A 20,203-nucleotide genomic window follows, 5' to 3' on the forward strand; every position below is an offset into this window, starting at 1 on the left:
GCCGGTGAGAGTGTCAGAAAACAAAAGCAATGGGTGGCAGAATGTTTGATGACCAGGGCTATACAGGAGGAGAAAAACAATGAAATTAACCATGCTTGGAACAGGTAACGCACTGGTAACAGAATGCTACAATACATGTTTCGTGCTCAGCGATGAGTACGGCCATTTTCTGGTTGACGGAGGCGGCGGAAATACTGTACTTTCCCAGCTGAAGAAGGCAGGTATTGACCTGATGGATGTCCATGAGATCTTTGTTACACATAAGCACGTAGACCATATCATGGGAATCGTCTGGGTGATCCGCATCATCTGCCAGAATATGAAAAAAGGTACTTACCAGGGCGAGGCGAATATCTATGCCCATGATGAGGTGATCGGACTTCTGAAAGACATGGCCTTTAAGCTTCTGAATAAAAAGGAGACACAGTACATTGGTGACAGACTTCACCTGATCGAAGTAAAAGACGGTGAGGAGAGAACGATCCTCAATAAGAAAGTGAGCTTCTTTGACATCGGTTCCACCAAGGCAAAACAGTTCGGATTCCAGATGATCTACGACGGTGGAAAGGTACTTACCTGCTGTGGCGATGAGCCATACAACGAGTGCGAGGAGAAATACGCCAAAGGCAGTGACTGGATGTTCCACGAAGCATTCTGCCTGTACGGACAGCGTGATATCTTCAATCCTTATGAGAAACATCACTCCACAGTCAAGGATGCCAGCGAGCTTGCTGAAAATCTTGGCGTGAAAAACCTTGTACTGTATCATACAGAGGATAAGAACATTAGGAAACGTAAAGAACTCTACGGCGCAGAAGGCAGAGAGTATTATCACGGAAATCTGTTTATTCCGGATGATCTTGATGTGATTGAAATGTGATAATTGTAAAAAAGGAAGGATCGGAAGCGTGGCATATGCTGCGTTTCCGGTCCTATTTTATATCATGGAAAATTATTTCGTAATGCTCCAATGACATAAAAGAGTCCTCCAGGAAGAAGTCTTTCCTGTTCTGTAAAAATTTTGTGGAAGATAATTTTACGAAAAGCTTATGAGCCGGATAGATCGTCCGGATATACTTACAAATTTCATAGTGTATCCATCAGAAAGAAAATGCTTGTAGGACAAAAAGGTATCGTTTACAATAATACACAAATAATATTTTACAAATTACGAGGTGACAGAACATATGCCAGTAACAGACAACATCACACTTGAAGAAAAATACAGAAAACTCCAGGAAATCCTCCGCTCTCTGGGAAGCGTAGCCGTAGCATTTTCCGGCGGCGTAGATTCTACCTTTCTTCTGAAAGCTGCCCAGGAAACACTTGGCGACAAGGCCATGGCCATTACCGCATGTCCCTGCTCCTTTACTGACAGAGAGCTGAAAGAAACAGAGGATTTTTGCCAGGAAAATCATATCCGACAGGAGATCTGTAAGATCAACGAATTCGACATTCCAGGCTTCCGCCAGAACCCGCCGGACCGTTGCTACATCTGCAAAAAAGCCATCTTCACCAAACTCTGGGAAGCAGCAAAATTCCACCATATGAACATGATCGTGGAAGGCTCCAATATGGATGACCTGGGAGATTACCGTCCTGGAAAAAGAGCCATTCAGGAGCTTGGGGTCCGAAGTCCTCTCCAGGAGGCCGGCCTCTATAAAGAAGAGATTCGCAAGCTGTCAAAGGGCATGAACCTTCCAACCTGGAACAAGCCATCCTTTGCCTGCCTTGCTTCCAGATTTGTATACGGTGAGACCATCACCGAGGAAAAACTTCACATGGTAGACCAGGCCGAGCAGTTTCTCATGGATCTGGGATTCCATCAGTTCCGTGTCCGTATCCACGGTACCATGGCAAGGATCGAGGTTCCGGAAGAAGATATCCTGAAAATTGCAGATAATGAAACAAGAACAAAGATCACAGAGAAATTCCGCACATTGGGATTTTCTTACGTGACTCTGGATCTTCAGGGCTTCCGTTCCGGAAGTATGAATGAAACACTGGGAAAATAAGTATCAGAAAATAAAATAATCCCCCGGAAATACCGCGCGAGAAGTATTTCGGGGGGATTGCTGCACGAATAGAACCGGAGGCTCCGTTACTGTGTTCAAATCTTAATTTTCGGATTGAGAATATTTGTCTGGCAGGCTGTATATCTTACATATAATCCTTCAGCACATTATGATCCCGGAGCACCTTTTCAACCACAGTACCCTTTACAACATTGAGAAGTGGTTTTTTCAGTGCATTCAGAGGTCCTGGCAGCTGGATCTCAAGAGGAGATTTTCCATCCATCAGCTTCACGCTGCTGTCAAGAAGCTCACGGATATCATAAACGCTTCCCCATACTTCCGGAACACCACGGTCTACACCAAAAAGTCCATATACAGCTTCCATTGCGGTACGTACGGAATACTCTGTTGTGAATATGGTATCACGTGGAGTCTCTGCAAACTGACCCAGGAATGCGAAGTTTACGCATCCATCCGGGATAACATCCGGGCGGTCACCTTTGGCGCGGGGCATAAAGAATGCAGTGATATACGGCATCATAGTCGGAACGCAGACAGCACTGTTTTCAGCCATGTCGTCGATCTGATCTACCGGAACACCCAGGTGGTACAGCCACTCAGCGGTAATTTCCTTACCGGTACATTCTTTCATCGGTTTTTTGATATAGTCACCAGGAACATCGGTGAACAGTCCGTATACCCATACGCAGACTTTCTTCGGATCCTGCTCCTTGAACTGTCCCTGACGGTTGATGGTCCAGCTTAAGAGCCATTTGGAATCCTGGCAGCTTACGATACCGCCGGTAACAACCTTGCCAGAACGCGGGTCACGCTGGCAGATATTGGTGATATACGGGATGATGCGGTCATCCAGAGTCGTGATGGTAGCAGATTCCCAGTTTGTTTTGGAAATATCAGAGCAGAATTTTTCCGGATGTCCGAAGGACGGATCCTGGGCTGCGATATTTTTCCACAGGGACCATACGCCGCTGGTGCGGACTTCTGCGTCACCGTTTGGAGCATGATTCTGGTCGCCATAGATGGTGCCTTCTGTACAGCTTCCGTTTGTGACAAAAACATAATCATTTTCAGTAAGAAGAATGCCCTGTTCCACACCTTTTACCTTACATTCAATGGCGGAGGCGATCTTTTTGCCATCCTTGAAATCAAAGATCACGTTTGTGACCTCGGTATTAAACTGGAAGTCAACACCTGCATCCTCCAGATATTTTTTCATAGGAAGGATCAGGGATTCATACTGATTGTACTTGGTGAACTTCAGGGCACTGAAATCCGGAAGTCCTGCAATGTGATGGATGAAACGCTGGAAGTAAAGCTTCATCTCCAGAGCACTGTGCCAGTTCTCAAATGCGAACATGGTCCTCCAGTACAGCCAGAAAGTGGAATCAAACACTTCATCATCGAAAACATCCTCGATAGTTTTGTCGTAAAGATCCTCATCCTTTGTCATAAACAGCTTCATGATTTCCATGCAGCCCTTCTGGCTTAAGTTAAATTTTCCGTCGGTATGAGCGTCCTGCCCACGGTTAACGGTTGCACGGCACAGAGAATAATTGGGGTCATGCTTATTCAGCCAGTAAAATTCGTCCAGAACAGAAGCACCTGGCTTTTCGAGGGAAGGAATGCTGTGGAAAAGATCCCAGAGACATTCGAAATGATTTTCCATCTCACGGCCGCCACGCATGATATAACCTCTGGACGGATCAAAAATTCCATCGCAGGCACCGCCGGCAATGTCCATGGCTTCCAGGATGTGGATATGATCCCCGGGCATCTGTGCATCTCTGACCAGGAAGCAGGCAGCTGCCAGGGAAGCAAGGCCGCTTCCTACGATGTAAGCATGCTTGTCATCCACACCCTCCGGCTTCTCCGGGCGGGCAAAGGCTTCGTAGTTGCCGTTGGAATAATAGATCCCCTTGCTGTTTTTGTCATATTTTCCACGTTCGGTATTGCGGTAGTTCTCGGTAGTTTCCTTTACATGGAAAGTTTCCTCTTCATTGATCTCTTTTGTTTTTTTCATCAGCATGGCTGCGCCGGCTCCGGCTGCCGCAAGTGCTGCAAGTCCCATGAATCCTTTTTTATCTGACATATGACATCCACCTTTCGTAAATGAGATACCTGTTTGTATCGGATTAACTGTTCTTTGTTGCTGTTGAGGCTATGATAGCCCATCCGGAAAAAAGATTCTATTTACAAAACACCGGAAATGTTCAGTTTTTTATCATTATGCCTGTTTTGATAAGTTTTTATTCTGTACGCACACCGGCAGTTTTGTTTTTTGCGGCAAAATTGTGGATGGCATTGTCGATACATCCATACAGTGCAGTTGCGGTGTCATCCACGATTCCGTGGTAATCTTCGCGCATGCCATTTTTGATCCAGTCCAGCATAATGCCTACAAAGCTGTATTTATAGAGATCTGCGATAAAAATTTTCTGCTCTTCTGTAATGAGGATGTCTTTTGATTTCTCAGTTACCACACCCATCAGCAGATCACAGGTGAGCGCAAACAGATAATTCTCGATCTGTTCCCGTCCAACGCTGCGGTATACATTTAAGATGAACGGTTTGTTTTCCATTACGGCATCAAAGATCTGAAGAAGTCCCTCATGCCAGGTAGAAGAAGTTTTTTTGCCCTGGAGGGCGATCCTGGCATCCTCCAGACAACTCCACTCCACAAGATCGTAGATATCTTTGAAATGATAATAAAAAGTCATGCGGCTGATCCCGCAGTCTGTAGTCAGGTCGTTGATGGTGATCTTATCTAAAGGCTTCTTAAGAAGCAGACGTTTCAGGGATTCTTCCAGAGCAAGTTTGGTTGCGTTTGTCATAATTGCTGGCCTCCTTTGGCAAGTTTATGGTTATTAATATAACATGAAAATGCACAGAAATTCTATGGATGGCGGTGACTTTTCTGTGAAAAGATGATAAACTATATGAAAAATTTATAATGTTGCAAAAATATTATCATAAACCGGCATTACAGATGGAGAAGAGTATGACATGAAGAGGAAACCAGTATATATCCTGTGTATATTTGCAGCGATCGCAGTTCTGATCTATATGACAGGAGAATCCTATTACAGCGGCATTACAAAAAAAGCAGGTCTTGAGAAAAAAGAAGAAAAAGTATATCAGTATCAGTATGACCTGATCGTGGACAGTCCGGATTCCCAGTTCTGGCAGGCTGTATATGCAAGTGCACGGAAAACTGCGGCACAGAACGACGTCCTTCTGGAAATCATGGGACCGGATCGGGGAACCTCCTATGACAAACTGGACTACATGAACATGAGTATTGCGGCCAAGGCAGACGGGATCATTTTGCAGTACAACGGGGAATCCGGTCTGGAGAAAGCCATTGATACTGCAGTAGAAAATGGCATACCAGTGGTCACAGTCATGAGTGACGCGGTGCACAGCAGGCGGCAGAGTTTTGTGGGTGTCAGCGATTATCAGCTGGGCATGGCTTACGGGGAATTTGTTTCCAGTTATGTGGACGAAGATACGGAAAAGATCCTGATCCTTCAGAAAAGAGACATTGATGATATGAATGAAAGCCAGATCTATACCCAGATCAGCAATGCAGTCCAGGCAGCATCCGGAAAAAATGACATCCGGATCAAAGGAAGAAATCTTTTGTCTACAGGAACCTTTGAGACTGAGGAAGCAGTTACGGATATTTTTCAGCAGAAACGGAACATTCCGGATATTCTGGTGTGCATGGATGAGGAGACCACGGAATGTGCCAGACAGGCAGTGCTGGACTTCAACCTTGCAGGAAAAGTTAAGATCATCGGTTATTACACATCGGAGGATATCCTGGCAGCAGTGGAAAAAGGTGTCATTTCCGTGACCTGCGACGTGGATACCACACAGCTGGGACAGTACAGTGTGGAAGCGCTTACCAATTATATCAAAGATGGAAGAACGAATTCTTACTATAATGTAGACATTAATTTTCTTGACCGGGCAGCGGTGGAAAAAATGAGAAGGGAGGCAGACACAGATGAAAAAGCTTCGGTGGAGTGACCTTTCTCTTGTCAGCAAGATCGTGATCGAGGTAGGCGTCCTTGCGGCGCTGATGTTTACGATCAACATGCTGTTTTATGTCCGGATCAACAATTCCATGCAGGAGATGGATGATGTATACGCCAGCAATGCCCAGATCACAGAACTGGGGCAGGTTTTTGAGGATGTACAGGACAGCATGTATCAGTATCTGAAGGTAAAAAGTTCCCAGGCACTGATGGATTATTACCAGAACGAAGCCAAATACAGGCAGGAACTGGAAAAGCTCAATGATCAGAATATAGAGGATTCTGTAAAACTTCTGGAGAAAAAGATCCGGAAAATGTCCGAATCCTATCTGTCCTGCACAGCAGGAACCGTAGCTGCCAAGCGAGGCAGAAATGTGGAAAAGTACAAGCTGAAATACGACGAGAGCCTGGAACTTTACAGCTATATCCAAAGCTCCATGGATGAACTGAACAAGCAGCTTTTTAAAGAAAATTCCCAGACCTACGGGGCTCTCCGGGCAGTTATGAAATATCTGGAGATCAGCAATACGGTGATCATGCTTCTGGGGGTAGTCTGCGGAATGATCCTTCTGATCATGGCTACAAGAGGGATGTTCCGGCCGCTGACAAACATGGCGGAAACCGCACAGCTGGTAGGTCAGGGAAACTTTAATGTGAAGATGCCGCCAACCGATGCCAAAGATGAACTGGGGGTGGTGACAAGGGCTTTTAATACCATGGTGGAGAATCTCGGCCTTTACATCGCAAGGACAAAGGCAGGTATGGAAAAAGAGCAGCAGATGATGGAACGGGAACTTCTGATGGAGACACATCTGAAGGAAGCACAGCTGAAATATCTCCAGTCCCAGATCAACCCGCATTTTCTTTTTAATTCCCTGAATGCAGGAGCACAGCTCGCCATGATGGAGGATGCGGAAAAAACCAGTATTTTTGTGGAAAAGATGGCAGATTTTTTCCGTTATAATGTAAAGAAGGGTGAGGAAGATGCTACACTGGAGGAAGAGCTGGAAGCAGTAGACAATTATATTTACATACTGAATGTGCGTTTTGCAGGAGATATCCATTTTTCCAAAAAGGTGGAATGTGATGTGGAAAATGTGCGTGTTCCCAGCATGATCCTGCAGCCGGTTGTGGAAAACGCGGTCAATCATGGAATCCGCAATATTGACTGGGAAGGCCATATTGAACTGAGTGTGGAACGCTGGAAAGATCATATTGAGATCAGTGTCCGGGATAACGGACAGGGAATGACGAAAGAACAGATTGAGAAAGTTCTTTCCAAAAAGATCCACAACAGTTCCAGTGAGGGGGATTCCACGGGAATTGGTATGAATAACGTGATCAGCCGTCTGGAACTGTACTATGAACAGGACGGACTGATGGAAATTTACAGTGAAGGGGAAGGAATGGGAACAGAGGTTGTGATCAACATTCCTGTGGAGAGGAGCGAAAATAATGTACAGAATCCTGCTTGCTGATGATGAAGGGATCATGCTGGAATCCCTGAAAAGTATCATAAGTTCCAATTATGGAAATGAATGTGAGATCCATACTGCAAAAACCGGCCGTGCAGTTGTGGAAGAAGCGGAAAAATATCCGCCGGACATCTGTTTTATGGATATCCAGATGCCGGGGTTGAGCGGAATCCAGGCCATCCGGGAGATCCAGAAATTCAACAGATCTGTAGTGTTTGTGATCATCACTGCCTACGATAAATTCAATTATGCAAAAGAAGCCGTAAACCTGGGAGTTATGGAATTTCTGACCAAGCCGGTCAACAAAAAAGTAATCCTGGAAACCTGTTCAAAAGCCATGGATCAGGTGGATTCCACAAGACAGAAACGAAGCGATGATCTGAAGATCCGTGAAAAACTGGAAACCGTTGTGCCCATGATTGAAAGCGGATATATCAATAATATCCTTCTGCAGGATGATTTTCAGACATATCAGGATAATTACAAGGAACTTCTGGATATCCAGGAAGAATACGGATATATGATCGTGGCAGAATTCGGGGATTCCACAGAAAACGGAGTGCTTACCAATGCAGTGGGAGCCAGTGTAAAGGCCAATAAATTTTATTCTACATTCCGGGAGATCGCTCAGGGATTTTTTGAATGTCTGGTGGGCCCCATCATGGGAAACCGTATTGTGATCTTTGTTCCGTACCGAAATCCCAATGAGTCTTATGAGGAGCGCGTGGAAGTGGTAACAAGGACCAGAAACATGGTACATAAGCTGGAAAGCAGGATCGACAGCAAATTCCGCTGTGGTATCGGCCGGGTGAAGGAACTGGGAAGCACCATGAAAGAATCTTTCAAGGAGGCGATGATCGCACTTCGGGAAAGTACCAGCCATGTGATCCATATCGAGGATGTTCCGGCAGCGCAGAAATACGACGGGGAGTATCCAAGAGACCTGGAGCGCCGCTATGAAAACCGAGTGATCGACAAGGATGTGGCAGGAGCCTTAAACTGCGCGGAAGAATTTTTCCGGTGGATGGAGAACCAGCCGGGAGTCAGTATGGAGGATATGCAGATCAAGGTGCTGGAACTTGTGATGGGAGTGGAAAAAAAGGCCTTTTTTGCCGGAACCGTGAAATATGCCATCAGCTACCGCAGAAATTATATTCATGAACTTCAGGCGTGTACAGATATGGAAGGCATGAAAAAATGGTTTTTGGACAAAACCTCGGAGATCTGCAGTAACATGGAAAGTGCAAGGGAAAAAGAGGCAGTATCCATCATCGAAAAAGCAAAGTCCTATATCCGGGACAATTACAAAAAAGATATCTCGCTGGATGAAGTATCGCGGGAAGTGGATATCAGTCCCTATTATTTCAGCAAGCTCTTCAAGCAGGAGACAGGAGGAAACTTTATTGAGTACCTTACAGAGATCCGGCTTCGGAATGCAAGGGAACTTCTCAAGGATTCCGGGCTTTCCATCAAGGAGATCTGCGCGGAATCCGGATACAGTGATCCAAATTATTTCAGCAGGATATTCAAAAAATATGAAGGTGTGACACCAAGTGAATTCAGGGAGAGGTTGAGGTAAGACATCATGAGCGGGGGAAAAATATTCAGGAAATTTTTGATTTTTCTATGTCTGGCAGCATTGATGCTGACTGGCTGCACTTCTGCAAAAACGGAGGAAGCGGCACAGCAGGAGACAGACGGAAAGGAAGAAAACGGAGAAAAGAAGATCCAGATCGGGCTTACCGTGGATTCTTTTGTTATTGAACGGTGGATCCGCGACAGAGATGTATTTGTGGCAACAGCAAGGGATCTTGGGGCAGAGGTAAATGTACAGGATGCAGGAGCCGACGCCCAGGAGCAGATCAGTCAGATCGATTACTTTATCAAGAAACATATGGATGTGATTGTGATCATCGCAAGGGACTGCGGTGCGCTTTCGGAGGCTGTGGAACGTGCACACAGCTCGGGGATCCGGGTGATCTCCTATGACCGTATGGTGAATGACGCCAATACGGATATGTACATCTCCTTTGACAACCGTATGGTGGGAGAGATCATGGCACAGTCTATGGAGGAAGCCATTCCGGACGGCGGAAAGATCTTTATGATCCAGGGATCCGCCACAGATAACAATGTCGCAATGGTAAAAGAAGGGTTTGAGGATACACTACAAGGCAGCAATCTTCAGGTAGTATATGAAGCCAACTGTGAAGGATGGACAGCGGAACTGGCCGTGGATTATGTGGAAGAGGCGCTGGAGGAGTATCCGGATGTAAAAGGAATCATGTGCGGAAATGATGATATTGCCAGCCAGGTGATCCAGGTTCTTGCGGAGAACCAGCTTGCGGGGCAGGTGATCGTGGTAGGACAGGACGGAGATCTGGCAGCCTGTCAGCGTATTGTGGAGGGGACCCAGTATATGACCGCATTTAAGTCCATTGAGGATCTGGCCCGCCAGGCAGCGAGGTATGCAGTGAAGATGGCAGAAGAGGGAAAAGTTTCTTCTGATGTGACAGATACGGTAAATGATGGAAGCTATGATGTCCCGGCGAAGGTGCTGGAGCCGGTAGCAGTTACCAGGGATAATATTGATGAGGTGATCATAGACGGAGGGTTCCACAGAAGAGATGAGGTGTATCTCAATACGGATTATGATACAGAATAACAGGAATCCATATGTGCAATAACATACAATTATGACAAAAATCAATAGCAGATTTTTGGCGCAAAAATGTCTTGCTTCGTGCAAGGCATTTTTCTTTTGCAAAAAAATGTCTCTGTCATTGCCAACTATGTCCAGATTGTCCTGTGCTATAGTAACATCATCAAAGGAAACGTGATTCCAAAAACAAAAATGAAACGGAGGATTTTACAATGAAAAGAAAAATGGTATCTGCACTTCTTTGCGCGACAATGGTAGCTGGTATGGTGGTAGTTCCGGCAGCGACAGCACAGGCAGCAGACAAAAAAGTGATCGGTGTTACCATGCCGACCAAGGATCTCCAGAGATGGAACCAGGATGGCGAGAACATGAAGAAAGAGCTGGAGGCAGCAGGATATGAAGTAGACCTTCAGTATGCATCCAACGACGTAAGCACACAGGTTTCCCAGCTTGAGAACCAGGTAGCAAACGGATGCGACCTTCTGGTTGTGGCATCCATCGACGGAAGCAGCCTTGGCGAGCCGCTGAAACAGGCCAAAGAAAAAGGAATTCCGGTTATCTCCTATGACCGTCTTCTTATGAATTCCGATGCAGTTTCCTATTATGCAACATTCGATAACTACAAAGTAGGACAGAAACAGGGCGAGTACCTGGTAGATGCACTGGATCTTGATAATCAGGATGGACCGTTTAACATCGAGCTGTTCACCGGAGATCCTGGTGATAACAACTGTAACTTCTTCTTCGGTGGTGCGATGGATGTTCTCCAGAAATACATCGACGACGGCAAACTGGTAGTAAAATCCGGACAGACCGAGTTTGAGCAGGTTGCTACTGCAAACTGGGACAGCGCAAAAGCACAGGACAGAATGGATACCATCATCGCTGGTAACTACTCCGACGGAACAAACCTTGACGCAGTTCTCTGCTCCAATGATTCCACGGCCCTTGGTGTGGAGAATGCACTGGCAGCTTCCTACACAGGAGAATATCCGATCATCACCGGTCAGGACTGTGACACACCAAACGTTAAGAACCTTGTAGCCGGAAAACAGGCAATGTCCGTATTCAAAGATACAAGAGCTCTTGCATCCGCAGTAGTAAAAATGGTTGACTCCATCATGAAAGGTGAGGAGCCGGAAGTTAATGATACAGAGTCCTATGACAATGGAACAGGTGTCATCCCGACATACCTTTGTGACCCGGTTGTTGTTACAACAGACAACTACAAAGAGGTCCTGATCGATTCCGGATACTATACAGAGGATCAGATCAAATAAGTGAATTTTTAAGAACAGAAATTTATCACATGCAGGCGGGATCATAACCGCCTGCATGAACAGTGGAAAGGGAGGGAAATTGAGTTGGCTAAGATACTTCTGGAAATGAAAAATATCACCAAAACTTTCCCAGGTGTAAAGGCATTGGACAATGTTAATCTCCAGGTCGAGGAAGGCGAGATCCACGCACTGGTAGGTGAGAACGGTGCCGGTAAATCTACATTGATGAATGTATTAAGTGGTATTTATCCATACGGTTCGTATGAAGGAAATATTATTTATGATGGTGAGATCTGTAAATTTAACACTATCAAAGACAGTGAACATAAAGGAATTGTAATCATCCACCAGGAACTGGCACTGATCCCGTATATGACCATCGGTGAAAACATGTATCTGGGTAATGAAAGAGGAAAGAGCTTTTCCATCAACTGGAATGAAACTTATGGAGAAGCAGATAAATATTTGAAAATAGTAGGGCTGGAGGAATCCTCCAGAACTTTGATCAAGGATATTGGTGTAGGTAAGCAGCAGTTGGTAGAGATCGCGAAGGCACTTGCAAAGAATGCAAAGCTTCTCATTCTGGATGAGCCTACCGCATCACTGAACGAAGACGATTCCAAAGCTCTTCTGGATCTTCTTCTGAAATTTAAGAAACAGGGAATGACTTCGATCATCATTTCCCATAAATTAAATGAGATCTCTTACGTAGCAGACAAGATCACCGTTATCAGAGACGGTTCGACCATTGAGACGCTGGATAAAAAGAAGGATGATTTTTCTGAGCAGAGGATCATTCAGGGAATGGTCGGACGTGAGATGACAGACCGGTTCCCGAAACGTCCGGGTGTAAAGATCGGCGATGTTTCCATGGAGGTCAAAAACTGGAATGTTTATCATCCGCTGTATACAGAGCGCAAGGTGGTAAATAATGTATCTTTTAAAGTGCATAAAGGTGAGGTTGTCGGTATCTCAGGACTGATGGGAGCAGGCCGGACAGAGCTGGCCATGAGTATTTTCGGTAAGAGTTACGGAACAAAGATCTCCGGACAGGTATTTATGAATGGAAAAGAAGTGAAGCTCAATACTGTCAAGGAGGCCATTGACAATAAACTTGCCTATGTTACAGAAGACCGAAAAGGAAATGGACTGATCCTTTCCAAGTCTATCAAAATGAATACTTCTCTTGCAAATATGGCAGGGATCAGCAATGGAAAAGTGATTGATACGGACAAAGAATACGCAGTTGCTGAGGAATACCGGAAGAAACTGAAAACCAAATGTCCGACAGTTGAACAGAATGTTGGAAACTTAAGTGGTGGTAACCAGCAGAAAGTCCTTCTTGCAAAGTGGATGTTTGCGGAACCGGATATTCTGATCCTGGATGAACCTACAAGAGGTATCGACGTAGGTGCCAAATACGAAATTTACTGTATCATCAACGACCTGGTGGCAGCAGGTAAATCCGTGATCATGATCTCTTCTGAACTTCCGGAAGTGCTTGGAATGTCAGACAGAATCTATATCATGAACGAGGGCAGATTTGTCGGTGAGGTAAGTGGTGAGGAAGCTACTTCTGAACTGATCATGTCCAAGATCGTGAAGTCAGGTAAAGGAGAGTAAGAAGATGGAGAAAAAGATTAGTTTTTCAGAAATATTAAAGAAATATACCATGGTCATTGTGCTTGTTTTTGTAGTGATCATGTTTTCGGTGAACACGAAGGGTGTTATGCTTCTTCCACAGAATGTAAATAACCTGGTAGCACAGAATGCGTATGTATTTATTCTTGCAACTGGTATGTTGTTCTGTATCTTAACCGGTGGTAACATCGACCTTTCTGTTGGTTCAGTTGTATGTTTTGTTGCTGCTGTCGGTGGTAAGATGATGGTTCTCAACAGCATGAATCCGTATCTTACCATGATCGTGATGCTTCTGGTAGGTATTGCCATTGGTGCATGGCAGGGATTCTGGATCGCTTACGTCCGGATTCCTCCGTTTATCGTTACTTTGGCTGGTATGCTTGCTTTCCGTGGTCTTTCCAATGTTGTTCTGGAAGGTCAGACTCTTGCTCCGATGCCGGATGCTTATCTTGGTCTTTTTAATAACTATATTCCGGATTTCCTTGGCGGAGGTGAAGGTTTTAACAGAACCTGTTTTGTAGTTGGTATTATTGTCTGCATCGTTTATGTTGCGCTGGTTATGAAGAACCGTGCGGATCGTGCGAAGAAAGGTTACAGTGTTGAGGCTTTTGGTGGTACTGCGGTGAAGATGGTCCTGATCTGTGCAGTTGTTCTTGCTTTTATGTTCAGACTTGCTCAGTACAAAGGTATTCCGAATTCTCTTCTCTGGGTTGCAGTGATCATCGCGATCTATACATACATTGCTTCCAAGACTACAACCGGTCGTTATTTTTACGCAGTTGGTGGTAATGAGAAGGCTACGAAGCTTTCCGGTATTGATGCGAACAAAGTTTATTTCCTTGCTTACCTGAACATGGGTCTTCTGGCAGCTATCGCAGGTATGGTGACAATGGCCAGACTGAATTCTTCCAACCCGCAGGCTGGTACAAACTTTGAGATGGATGCGATCGGTGCCTGCTTTATCGGTGGTGCTTCTGCTTATGGTGGTACCGGTACCGTTCCTGGCGTTATCATTGGTGCACTGCTGATGGGTGTTTTGAATCTTGGTATGAGTATCATGGGTATTGACCAGAATATCCAGAAGGTTGTCAAAGGTATGGTTCTTCTTGCAGCCGTTATCTTTGATGTTGTAAGTAAGAGAAAATCTTTTATCGTAAAATAATAATAGTCAGCGAATCAGGACAGCAGGTTTTCGGAGTGATCCGGAACCTGCTGTTTTTGGGTGTATATACTGTTGTTTTATGTAAGGTTATTTTGTTACTGTTCACTGGTCAATGTCATTTAGTTAATTTTCAAGGTTAGATCTTATACATGAGGTCTAACCTCTTTTTTAGTTTTTCCCTAAATAGGGGTTGACACTTCAACTCAAATGTGCGGCCGCTCTCACTACTGATTGGTTTTTAGAAGTAGTGAGAGCGGCCCTTGTAGTTAAAGAAGCATCTGCACGATGCAAATACAACTACAAGGAGATTTTTTTATGCTACAAAACCAAATCAAAACCATATTTAAAAGGGCACTGAAAAAGTCTGATTCTAAAAAAGAATTGGGCTTTTTTGTGAAAATTTCGGTCGCCCGGCAAAGGAACCAGAAATGATGTTTAAACTGCTTTTCCTGAAAAAACTGTACGATCTTTCTGACGAAGCCCTGATTAGCAGCGCCCAGACGGACATGGCATATAAATTTTTCCTTGACCTGGAACCAGAAGCAAAAATGATAGATCCCAGTCTTCTCACAAAATTCAGAAAAACTCGTATTACAGAAGATATTCTGGAAGAAATGTTAAAAGAAACCATTCAACAGGCTTTGGATAAAAATCTGATCAAATCGGGAACCATTATCGTTGATTCCACCCATACAATTGCTTCTGTCTGGGCAAAATCTCCAACGCAGATTCTGCGGGATATGAGCAAACAACTTCGGAAAGAGGTTTATAAAACAGCTTTTGAATTATCAGAGCGATTTCCTGAGAAACCCTCTTTGGAAGCAGGACTGGATGAAGAAATTGCCTATACTAGGGAACTACTCCAGGTTCTGGAGGAAGGAATAAAATCCTGTGGAAATAAAAAGATACAGAAACTTTCTCATGAAATGAAAGAACTACTAGAAGATGAGCGGCTCAAAGAGATCCGATCCAAAGATGATAAAGATGCACGGTTTGGACATAAAACGGCAACCAGTACGTTCTATGGATATAAGAATCATCTTGCGATGACTGAAGAACGTCTCATTGCGGGGATCACTGTAACAGATGGAGGAGCACCAGATGGGCAGGAATTACCAAAACTGATAGAAAACGCGAAGGAAAATGGAATAAAAGTTACAGAAGTTATAGGCGATATGGCATATGTCAGTGATGACAATCTGGAAGTCTGCGGAAAAGAGATTACATTGATTGCCAGAACCAATACAGCAGTAGCTGCTGCAGCAAACGGGAACCTTGAGGAAGGTTTCTGCTTTAATAAAGATGCTGGGATGCTGCAGTGTCCTGCCGGAGAGCTTTCCACGCGTGTAGAAAAAAGAACGGCAAAAAATGGGAATACTTATTTAAGATATATATTTAGCAAAGTAACGTGTCGGAAATGTCCCCAAAGAGAAAAATGCCGTGTAGGAAGATCAAACGCTAAAACAAGAAGCTACAGTATCACGCAAGCAAGCGAGAAAAATCTTGAAAGGCTTAAATTTGAAGAAAGCGAATATTTTCAGGAGCGAATGAAGATTCGGCACAGGATAGAAGAAAAGAATGGAGAACTAAAGGAAGCTCACGGTTTGCGTAAAGCAGATTCGAGAGGTTTATTTGCTATGCATCTGCAAATGTATTTTACGGCATTTACAGCAAATGTAAAACGAATAGTAAGATTAGATGAGCTGGCTATGGAGTAAACCATAGCTTTTTATGATTTTCCTAAGTAAAGATTTGAAAATAATATAAAAGAAAAACTTCCACTTAAGAAGAAATGGAAGTTTTTCAGTGCCCTTCAAATACAAGGGGTGTGGCACTTTTATCTGCATACACGAAACATAGTAATGTTTTATCTCCGCTTACTTTTTTTCTGAATTCCTTTCATTTTCCGTTTTGTTATGAATTGATAGTCTGTTCTGAATCCACAGGTTTCGTGGAGATCGTCAGTGATTTTCTGACGTTCATATACCGGCATGAAACCCTGTTCTTCTACATCTGCAAATTTTATGTCTTTTAAAATATGGAGCAATTGTTCTGTAGTATAAGTTCCTTTCAAAGCGCGGTTTAATAACCGGATTTGTATAGGACTGAGTGATATAAAAGGACTCGGAATTTTTTGATTTTGATGTTGTTATACGCACAATAATTACCGCTTCCACTGTTATAGTACATATCACTAAATATTACTATATAATAAAAATAAAAATTTGACAAAAAAATAAGCCTGTTTCAAGGCTTTGCGGTACTTTTTTGAATTTCAATGTGTCAAACTCCCGTGTAACAAGAAAATAAAAAAATATAAAGTTTTAGTTGTTGCCCGTTATCTTTTCTGATATAATAAGTCCAAATCTTAATACTCTGCCGTGATAAAATGTGAAACTGTCACGAAGGAGGCTAAAAGGAGAAACTACAAATGAAAGAAAAGAAAGAACGGGCCAAACGTCTGCCCACTTTTGCGGAATCGATCACACCGATCGTCGCAATGCTCCTGATCCTTACCATCGGAAAAGGCGTATTCGGCTACAGCACAGAGCCGCTTCTGATCATGGTAGCTGCAATCGCAGCATTTATCGCGTTCCGTGTAGGCATTACCTGGGATGAGATGATGGATGAGATCTGCACCAAGATCGCAAAGGGCATGCCTGCCATCCTGATTCTTGTATGTGTTGGCACTATGGTTGGTACCTGGATGGCATCCGGTACCATTCCGATGATGATTTATTACGGCGTCCAGATCGTAAACCCGAAATTCATGCTGGTTACCGCGTTCCTGATCGAGGCAGTGGTTTCGGTTGTTACCGGTACCTCCTGGGGTTCCGTTGCAACCATGGGTGTTGCCCTGATGGGAATCGCAAGCGCCCTTGGCGTATCCCTTCCGGCTACTGCAGGCGCCTGCATCGCAGGTTCCTACTTTGGTGACAAGATGTCTCCGCTGTCCGATACCACAAACCTGGCTCCGATCGCGGCAGGCAGCACACTGTATGAGCATATCGGACATATGTTCTACACCACTGTCCCAGCAACCATCGTTTCCCTGGTGGTATATGCCATTGTTGGTATGAACGCAGATGTAAGCGCAGATATTACTTCTGACACCGTTACTACTTTATTAAGCCAGCTTTCTTCCATGTACAGCTGGAACCTGCTGATCATCATTCCGGTAGTGATCGTGCTGGGCGGCTCCCTGCTTCAGAAGCCAACCATTCCGGTTATGCTTCTTTCTACTTTTGTAGCAGGCTTGGAGAGTGTCTTCATTCAGCACGTAGCGTTAGGAGATGTGTTAAAGGCAACCGTAAACGGTTTTGATGTATCCATGATCCACCGTGCAGGATTTGACACCGAGACCTGTTCCGAGGCCGTAACCAAGCTGTTAAACCGCGGCGGTATGAACGGCATTATGAGCACCACACTTCTGGTATTCTGCGCATTCTGCTTCGCAGGTATCATGAGCCGGGCTGGCTGTCTGGATGTGGTACTCCAGAAGATCTTAAGCGTGGCAAAGAGTACCGGTGCGCTGATCACCGCAACCGTTGCAGCCTGCATTACCATGGCACTGACCACCGGTAACTCTTACCTTGCCATTCTGATTCCGGGCGAGATGTTCCGTGACGCTTACAAAGAGCGCGGGCTTGCGGCAAAGAACCTGTCCAGAACCCTTGAGGATGCCGGTACCGTAGTTGTACCGCTGATCCCGTGGTCCGCAGCAGGTGCTTACATGGCTTCCACCCTTGGCGTAGAGACTTTGGATTACCTTCCATGGGCAATCCTGTGCTACACCGGCTGGATTTTTGCAATCATCTGGGGCTTTACCGGATTTGGTATTGCCAAGCTCGATGATGAGAAGAAAAAGGAGAACTAAATACGATGTCCAGAGTGCTTTTGATTAAAAACGCGAATCTGTATGATCCGGATCCAAAAGGAATCCGTGATATCCTGATCGTAGATGAAAAAGTATTTTCTGTGGCAGAACACATCGATCCACCGGAACTTTCTGCTCCGGTGGAAGTTGTTTCTGCAGATGGAAAAATGGTAATTCCTGGTTATGTGGACCAGCATGTTCATGTGATTGGCGGGGGCGGCGCAAAGCTTCTGGTTACACGGCTTTCTTCCCTGCATGAGGAAGTGCGTGATGCTGTAAAGGCAGGGGTTCCGGTGGAAAAAGCCATCCGCATCTGCGGGGAGAACCCGGCCAGAGCCAACGGATTATTCCCGAAAAAGGGCTGCATCCGTCCGGGCAGCGACGCGGATCTTGTGATCCTGGATGAGGAATTTCTGGTAGATACGGTATTTGTCCGTGGACAGAAAATGGTGGAGTATGGAAAAGCACTGGTAAAAGGCACCTTTGAGACAGACTGACAGAAGCTTTGAAATAGAAAAGCGGAAAAGAAAGAGACAGGAGAATTGACATTATGATCAAGTTACTGAAAAACGCGAATGTGTACGCACCGGAGAAACTGGGAAAGAAAGATATCCTTATTGAGGGGGAAAAAATCCTTCTGATGCAGGATACTATTGAGGGATATGAGGGACTTCCGGGAGTGGAAACCTATGATCTGGAGGGAAAGACCGTTGTTCCGGCTTACATTGACATGCACGTGCATATCACAGGCGGCGGCGGAGAGCAGGGGCCGGCATCCCGTGTACCGGAATCCCAGCTCAGTGAATTCTTCAAAAATGGTATTACCACGGTAGTCGGACTTCTGGGAACCGATGGCGTAACCCGCAGTGTGGAAAATCTGGTCGCAAAAGCTCGCGCCCTGACCGAAGAGGGCATGACCGTGTACACTCTGACCAGTTCCTATGGTTACCCGCCGACCACCCTGACCGGAAGTGTAGAGCGCGATATCATCCTGGTTCCACCGATGATCGGTGTGAAGGTAGCGGTATCGGACCACAGAAGCTCCAACCCAGGCGGAGAAGAGCTGATCGCGCTGGCTACTGCAGCGCGCAGAGCCGGCTTACTCAGCAATACCCCTGGCCTGGTAACCATGCACATGGGTGACGGAGAGGGAAGACTGGATCCGATTTTCTATGTGCTGGATCATTCCGACGTTCCAGCCAAGAACCTGCTGCCGACCCACATCTTACGCAATCCTGGACTGATTGATGCCGGCGCGGATCTGGTGCGCCGTGGCGGCTACATTGACTGCACCGCCGGCGCCGATGATGTGGAGGTCGAATCCGATGCTCTGAAGCTCTATGAGCTGTTGCACCGCGAAGATGTGAGCCTGGATCATGTAACCATGTCCAGTGACGCGTTCGGAAGCCAGCCGCGCTTCAACGAAGAGGGCGAGTGCATTGGCCTGACCTACGCGTCCCCGAAGTATCTGCACCGTACCATCCAGATCCTGGTAAGAGAGGGCATGCCGCTGGAGGATGCCTTACAGCTTCTGACCAGCACTCCGGCCGTACTCCTTGGCAAAGAAGGAATCAAGGGCTGTGTAGCGGAAGGCGCAGACGCAGACCTTCTGGTACTGGATGAGAATCTCAACATCAACAGCCTGTTTGCCCGCGGCAAGGTCGCTGTGTGGGAGCAGGAAGTGAAGATGAAGGGCAGATTCGAGCAGTAAGGAAAAACATACAGGAGAAGGACTGTGATTGACTTATTGGTGGTGCTTCTGCTTATGGTGGTACCGGTACAGTTCCTGGTGTTATCATTGGTGCACTTCTGATGGGTGTTCTGAATCTTGGCATGAGTATCATGGGTATTGACCAGAATATCCAGAAGGTTGTTAAAGGTATGGTTCTTCTGGCAGCGGTTATCTTCGATGTTGTCAGCAAGAGAAAATCTTTTATCGTAAAATAATAATAGTCAGCGAATCAGGACAGCAGGTTTTCGGAGTGATCCGGAACCTGCTGTTTTTGGGTGTATATACTGTTGTTTTATGT

Annotated in this window: 14 protein-coding genes and 3 pseudogenes; 14 read left to right on the forward strand and 3 right to left on the reverse strand. The window is 45.4% G+C overall.

Translation table 11 applies throughout. The features are described from left to right. Positions 1 to 79 precede the first annotated feature (79 nt). Together G5B06_RS14725 and larE are read left to right on the forward strand one after the other, a co-directional pair. The gene (locus G5B06_RS14725; RefSeq protein ID WP_173772379.1) at positions 80 to 880 is read left to right on the forward strand and encodes an MBL fold metallo-hydrolase; all 801 of its coding nucleotides are present in this window, start codon (positions 80 to 82) and stop codon (positions 878 to 880) included. A 307-nt stretch (positions 881 to 1,187) separates the two neighbouring features. Further along, on the forward strand, positions 1,188 to 2,015 hold the full coding sequence (gene larE, locus G5B06_RS14730; protein ID WP_173772386.1) for an ATP-dependent sacrificial sulfur transferase LarE: 828 nt from the start codon (positions 1,188 to 1,190) through the stop codon (positions 2,013 to 2,015). Positions 2,016 to 2,160: 145 nt separating this feature from the next. On the opposite strand, the gene G5B06_RS14735 is transcribed toward larE, so the two are convergent. Then, on the reverse strand, positions 2,161 to 4,125 hold the full coding sequence (locus G5B06_RS14735) for an oleate hydratase (protein ID WP_118070673.1): 1,965 nt from the start codon (positions 4,123 to 4,125) through the stop codon (positions 2,161 to 2,163). A 157-nt stretch (positions 4,126 to 4,282) separates the two neighbouring features. Then, positions 4,283 to 4,867, reverse strand: a complete 585-nt coding sequence (locus G5B06_RS14740) for a TetR/AcrR family transcriptional regulator (protein ID WP_021976662.1) — start codon at positions 4,865 to 4,867, stop codon at positions 4,283 to 4,285. A gap of 172 nt (positions 4,868 to 5,039) precedes the next feature. Between G5B06_RS14740 and G5B06_RS14745 the strand changes: the two genes are divergently transcribed. The 8 genes and pseudogenes from G5B06_RS14745 to G5B06_RS14780 all read left to right on the forward strand — a co-directional run. After that, a complete protein-coding gene (locus G5B06_RS14745) occupies positions 5,040 to 6,068 on the forward strand; it encodes a sugar ABC transporter substrate-binding protein (RefSeq protein ID WP_173772388.1) in 1,029 nt (342 codons plus the stop codon). Further along, entirely contained in the window at positions 6,046 to 7,554 is a 1,509-nt protein-coding gene (locus G5B06_RS14750; protein ID WP_021976664.1) for a sensor histidine kinase, read from the forward strand. Before G5B06_RS14745 ends, G5B06_RS14750 begins: the two co-directional genes overlap by 23 nt. Continuing rightward, on the forward strand, positions 7,532 to 9,130 hold the full coding sequence (locus tag G5B06_RS14755; protein ID WP_173772390.1) for a response regulator transcription factor: 1,599 nt from the start codon (positions 7,532 to 7,534) through the stop codon (positions 9,128 to 9,130). Before G5B06_RS14750 ends, G5B06_RS14755 begins: the two co-directional genes overlap by 23 nt. 6 nt (positions 9,131 to 9,136) lie before the next feature. After that, entirely contained in the window at positions 9,137 to 10,216 is a 1,080-nt protein-coding gene (locus G5B06_RS14760) for a sugar ABC transporter substrate-binding protein (protein ID WP_118070680.1), read from the forward strand. Between the two features lie 248 nt (positions 10,217 to 10,464). After that, a complete protein-coding gene (chvE, locus tag G5B06_RS14765; RefSeq protein ID WP_243279040.1) occupies positions 10,465 to 11,493 on the forward strand; it encodes a multiple monosaccharide ABC transporter substrate-binding protein in 1,029 nt (342 codons plus the stop codon). 84 nt (positions 11,494 to 11,577) lie between these two features. After that, positions 11,578 to 13,116: a multiple monosaccharide ABC transporter ATP-binding protein gene (gene mmsA, locus G5B06_RS14770; protein WP_173762987.1), complete on the forward strand. Its 1,539-nt coding sequence runs from the start codon at positions 11,578 to 11,580 to the stop codon at positions 13,114 to 13,116. Positions 13,117 to 13,120: 4 nt separating this feature from the next. Beyond that, the gene (mmsB, locus tag G5B06_RS14775; RefSeq protein ID WP_173772395.1) at positions 13,121 to 14,296 is read left to right on the forward strand and encodes a multiple monosaccharide ABC transporter permease; all 1,176 of its coding nucleotides are present in this window, start codon (positions 13,121 to 13,123) and stop codon (positions 14,294 to 14,296) included. 389 nt (positions 14,297 to 14,685) lie between these two features. Next, positions 14,686 to 16,014: pseudogene (locus G5B06_RS14780) on the forward strand (IS1182 family transposase); the annotation flags it as partial. Between the two features lie 149 nt (positions 16,015 to 16,163). On the opposite strand, the pseudogene G5B06_RS19835 reads toward G5B06_RS14780, so the two are convergent. After that, a pseudogene (locus tag G5B06_RS19835) lies at positions 16,164 to 16,391 on the reverse strand (IS1634 family transposase); the annotation flags it as partial. Between the two features lie 336 nt (positions 16,392 to 16,727). On the opposite strand from G5B06_RS19835, the gene nhaC reads away from it, so the two are divergent. From nhaC to G5B06_RS14800, 4 genes and pseudogenes are all read left to right on the forward strand, one after another. Beyond that, positions 16,728 to 18,173, forward strand: coding sequence for a Na+/H+ antiporter NhaC (nhaC, locus tag G5B06_RS14785; protein WP_173772397.1), 1,446 nt, complete (start codon positions 16,728 to 16,730; stop codon positions 18,171 to 18,173). Positions 18,174 to 18,178: 5 nt separating this feature from the next. Then, complete coding sequence (locus tag G5B06_RS14790) at positions 18,179 to 18,670, forward strand: amidohydrolase family protein (protein ID WP_015526032.1); 492 nt, start codon at positions 18,179 to 18,181, stop codon at positions 18,668 to 18,670. A gap of 53 nt (positions 18,671 to 18,723) precedes the next feature. After that, on the forward strand, positions 18,724 to 19,884 hold the full coding sequence (gene iadA / locus G5B06_RS14795) for a beta-aspartyl-peptidase (protein WP_015526031.1): 1,161 nt from the start codon (positions 18,724 to 18,726) through the stop codon (positions 19,882 to 19,884). A gap of 35 nt (positions 19,885 to 19,919) precedes the next feature. Continuing rightward, positions 19,920 to 20,120, forward strand: a pseudogene (locus tag G5B06_RS14800) (sugar ABC transporter permease); the annotation flags it as partial. Positions 20,121 to 20,203: the final 83 nt, after the last annotated feature.

It is taken from the genome of Blautia luti, assembly GCF_013304735.1.
GTDB lineage: Bacteria > Bacillota > Clostridia > Lachnospirales > Lachnospiraceae > Blautia_A.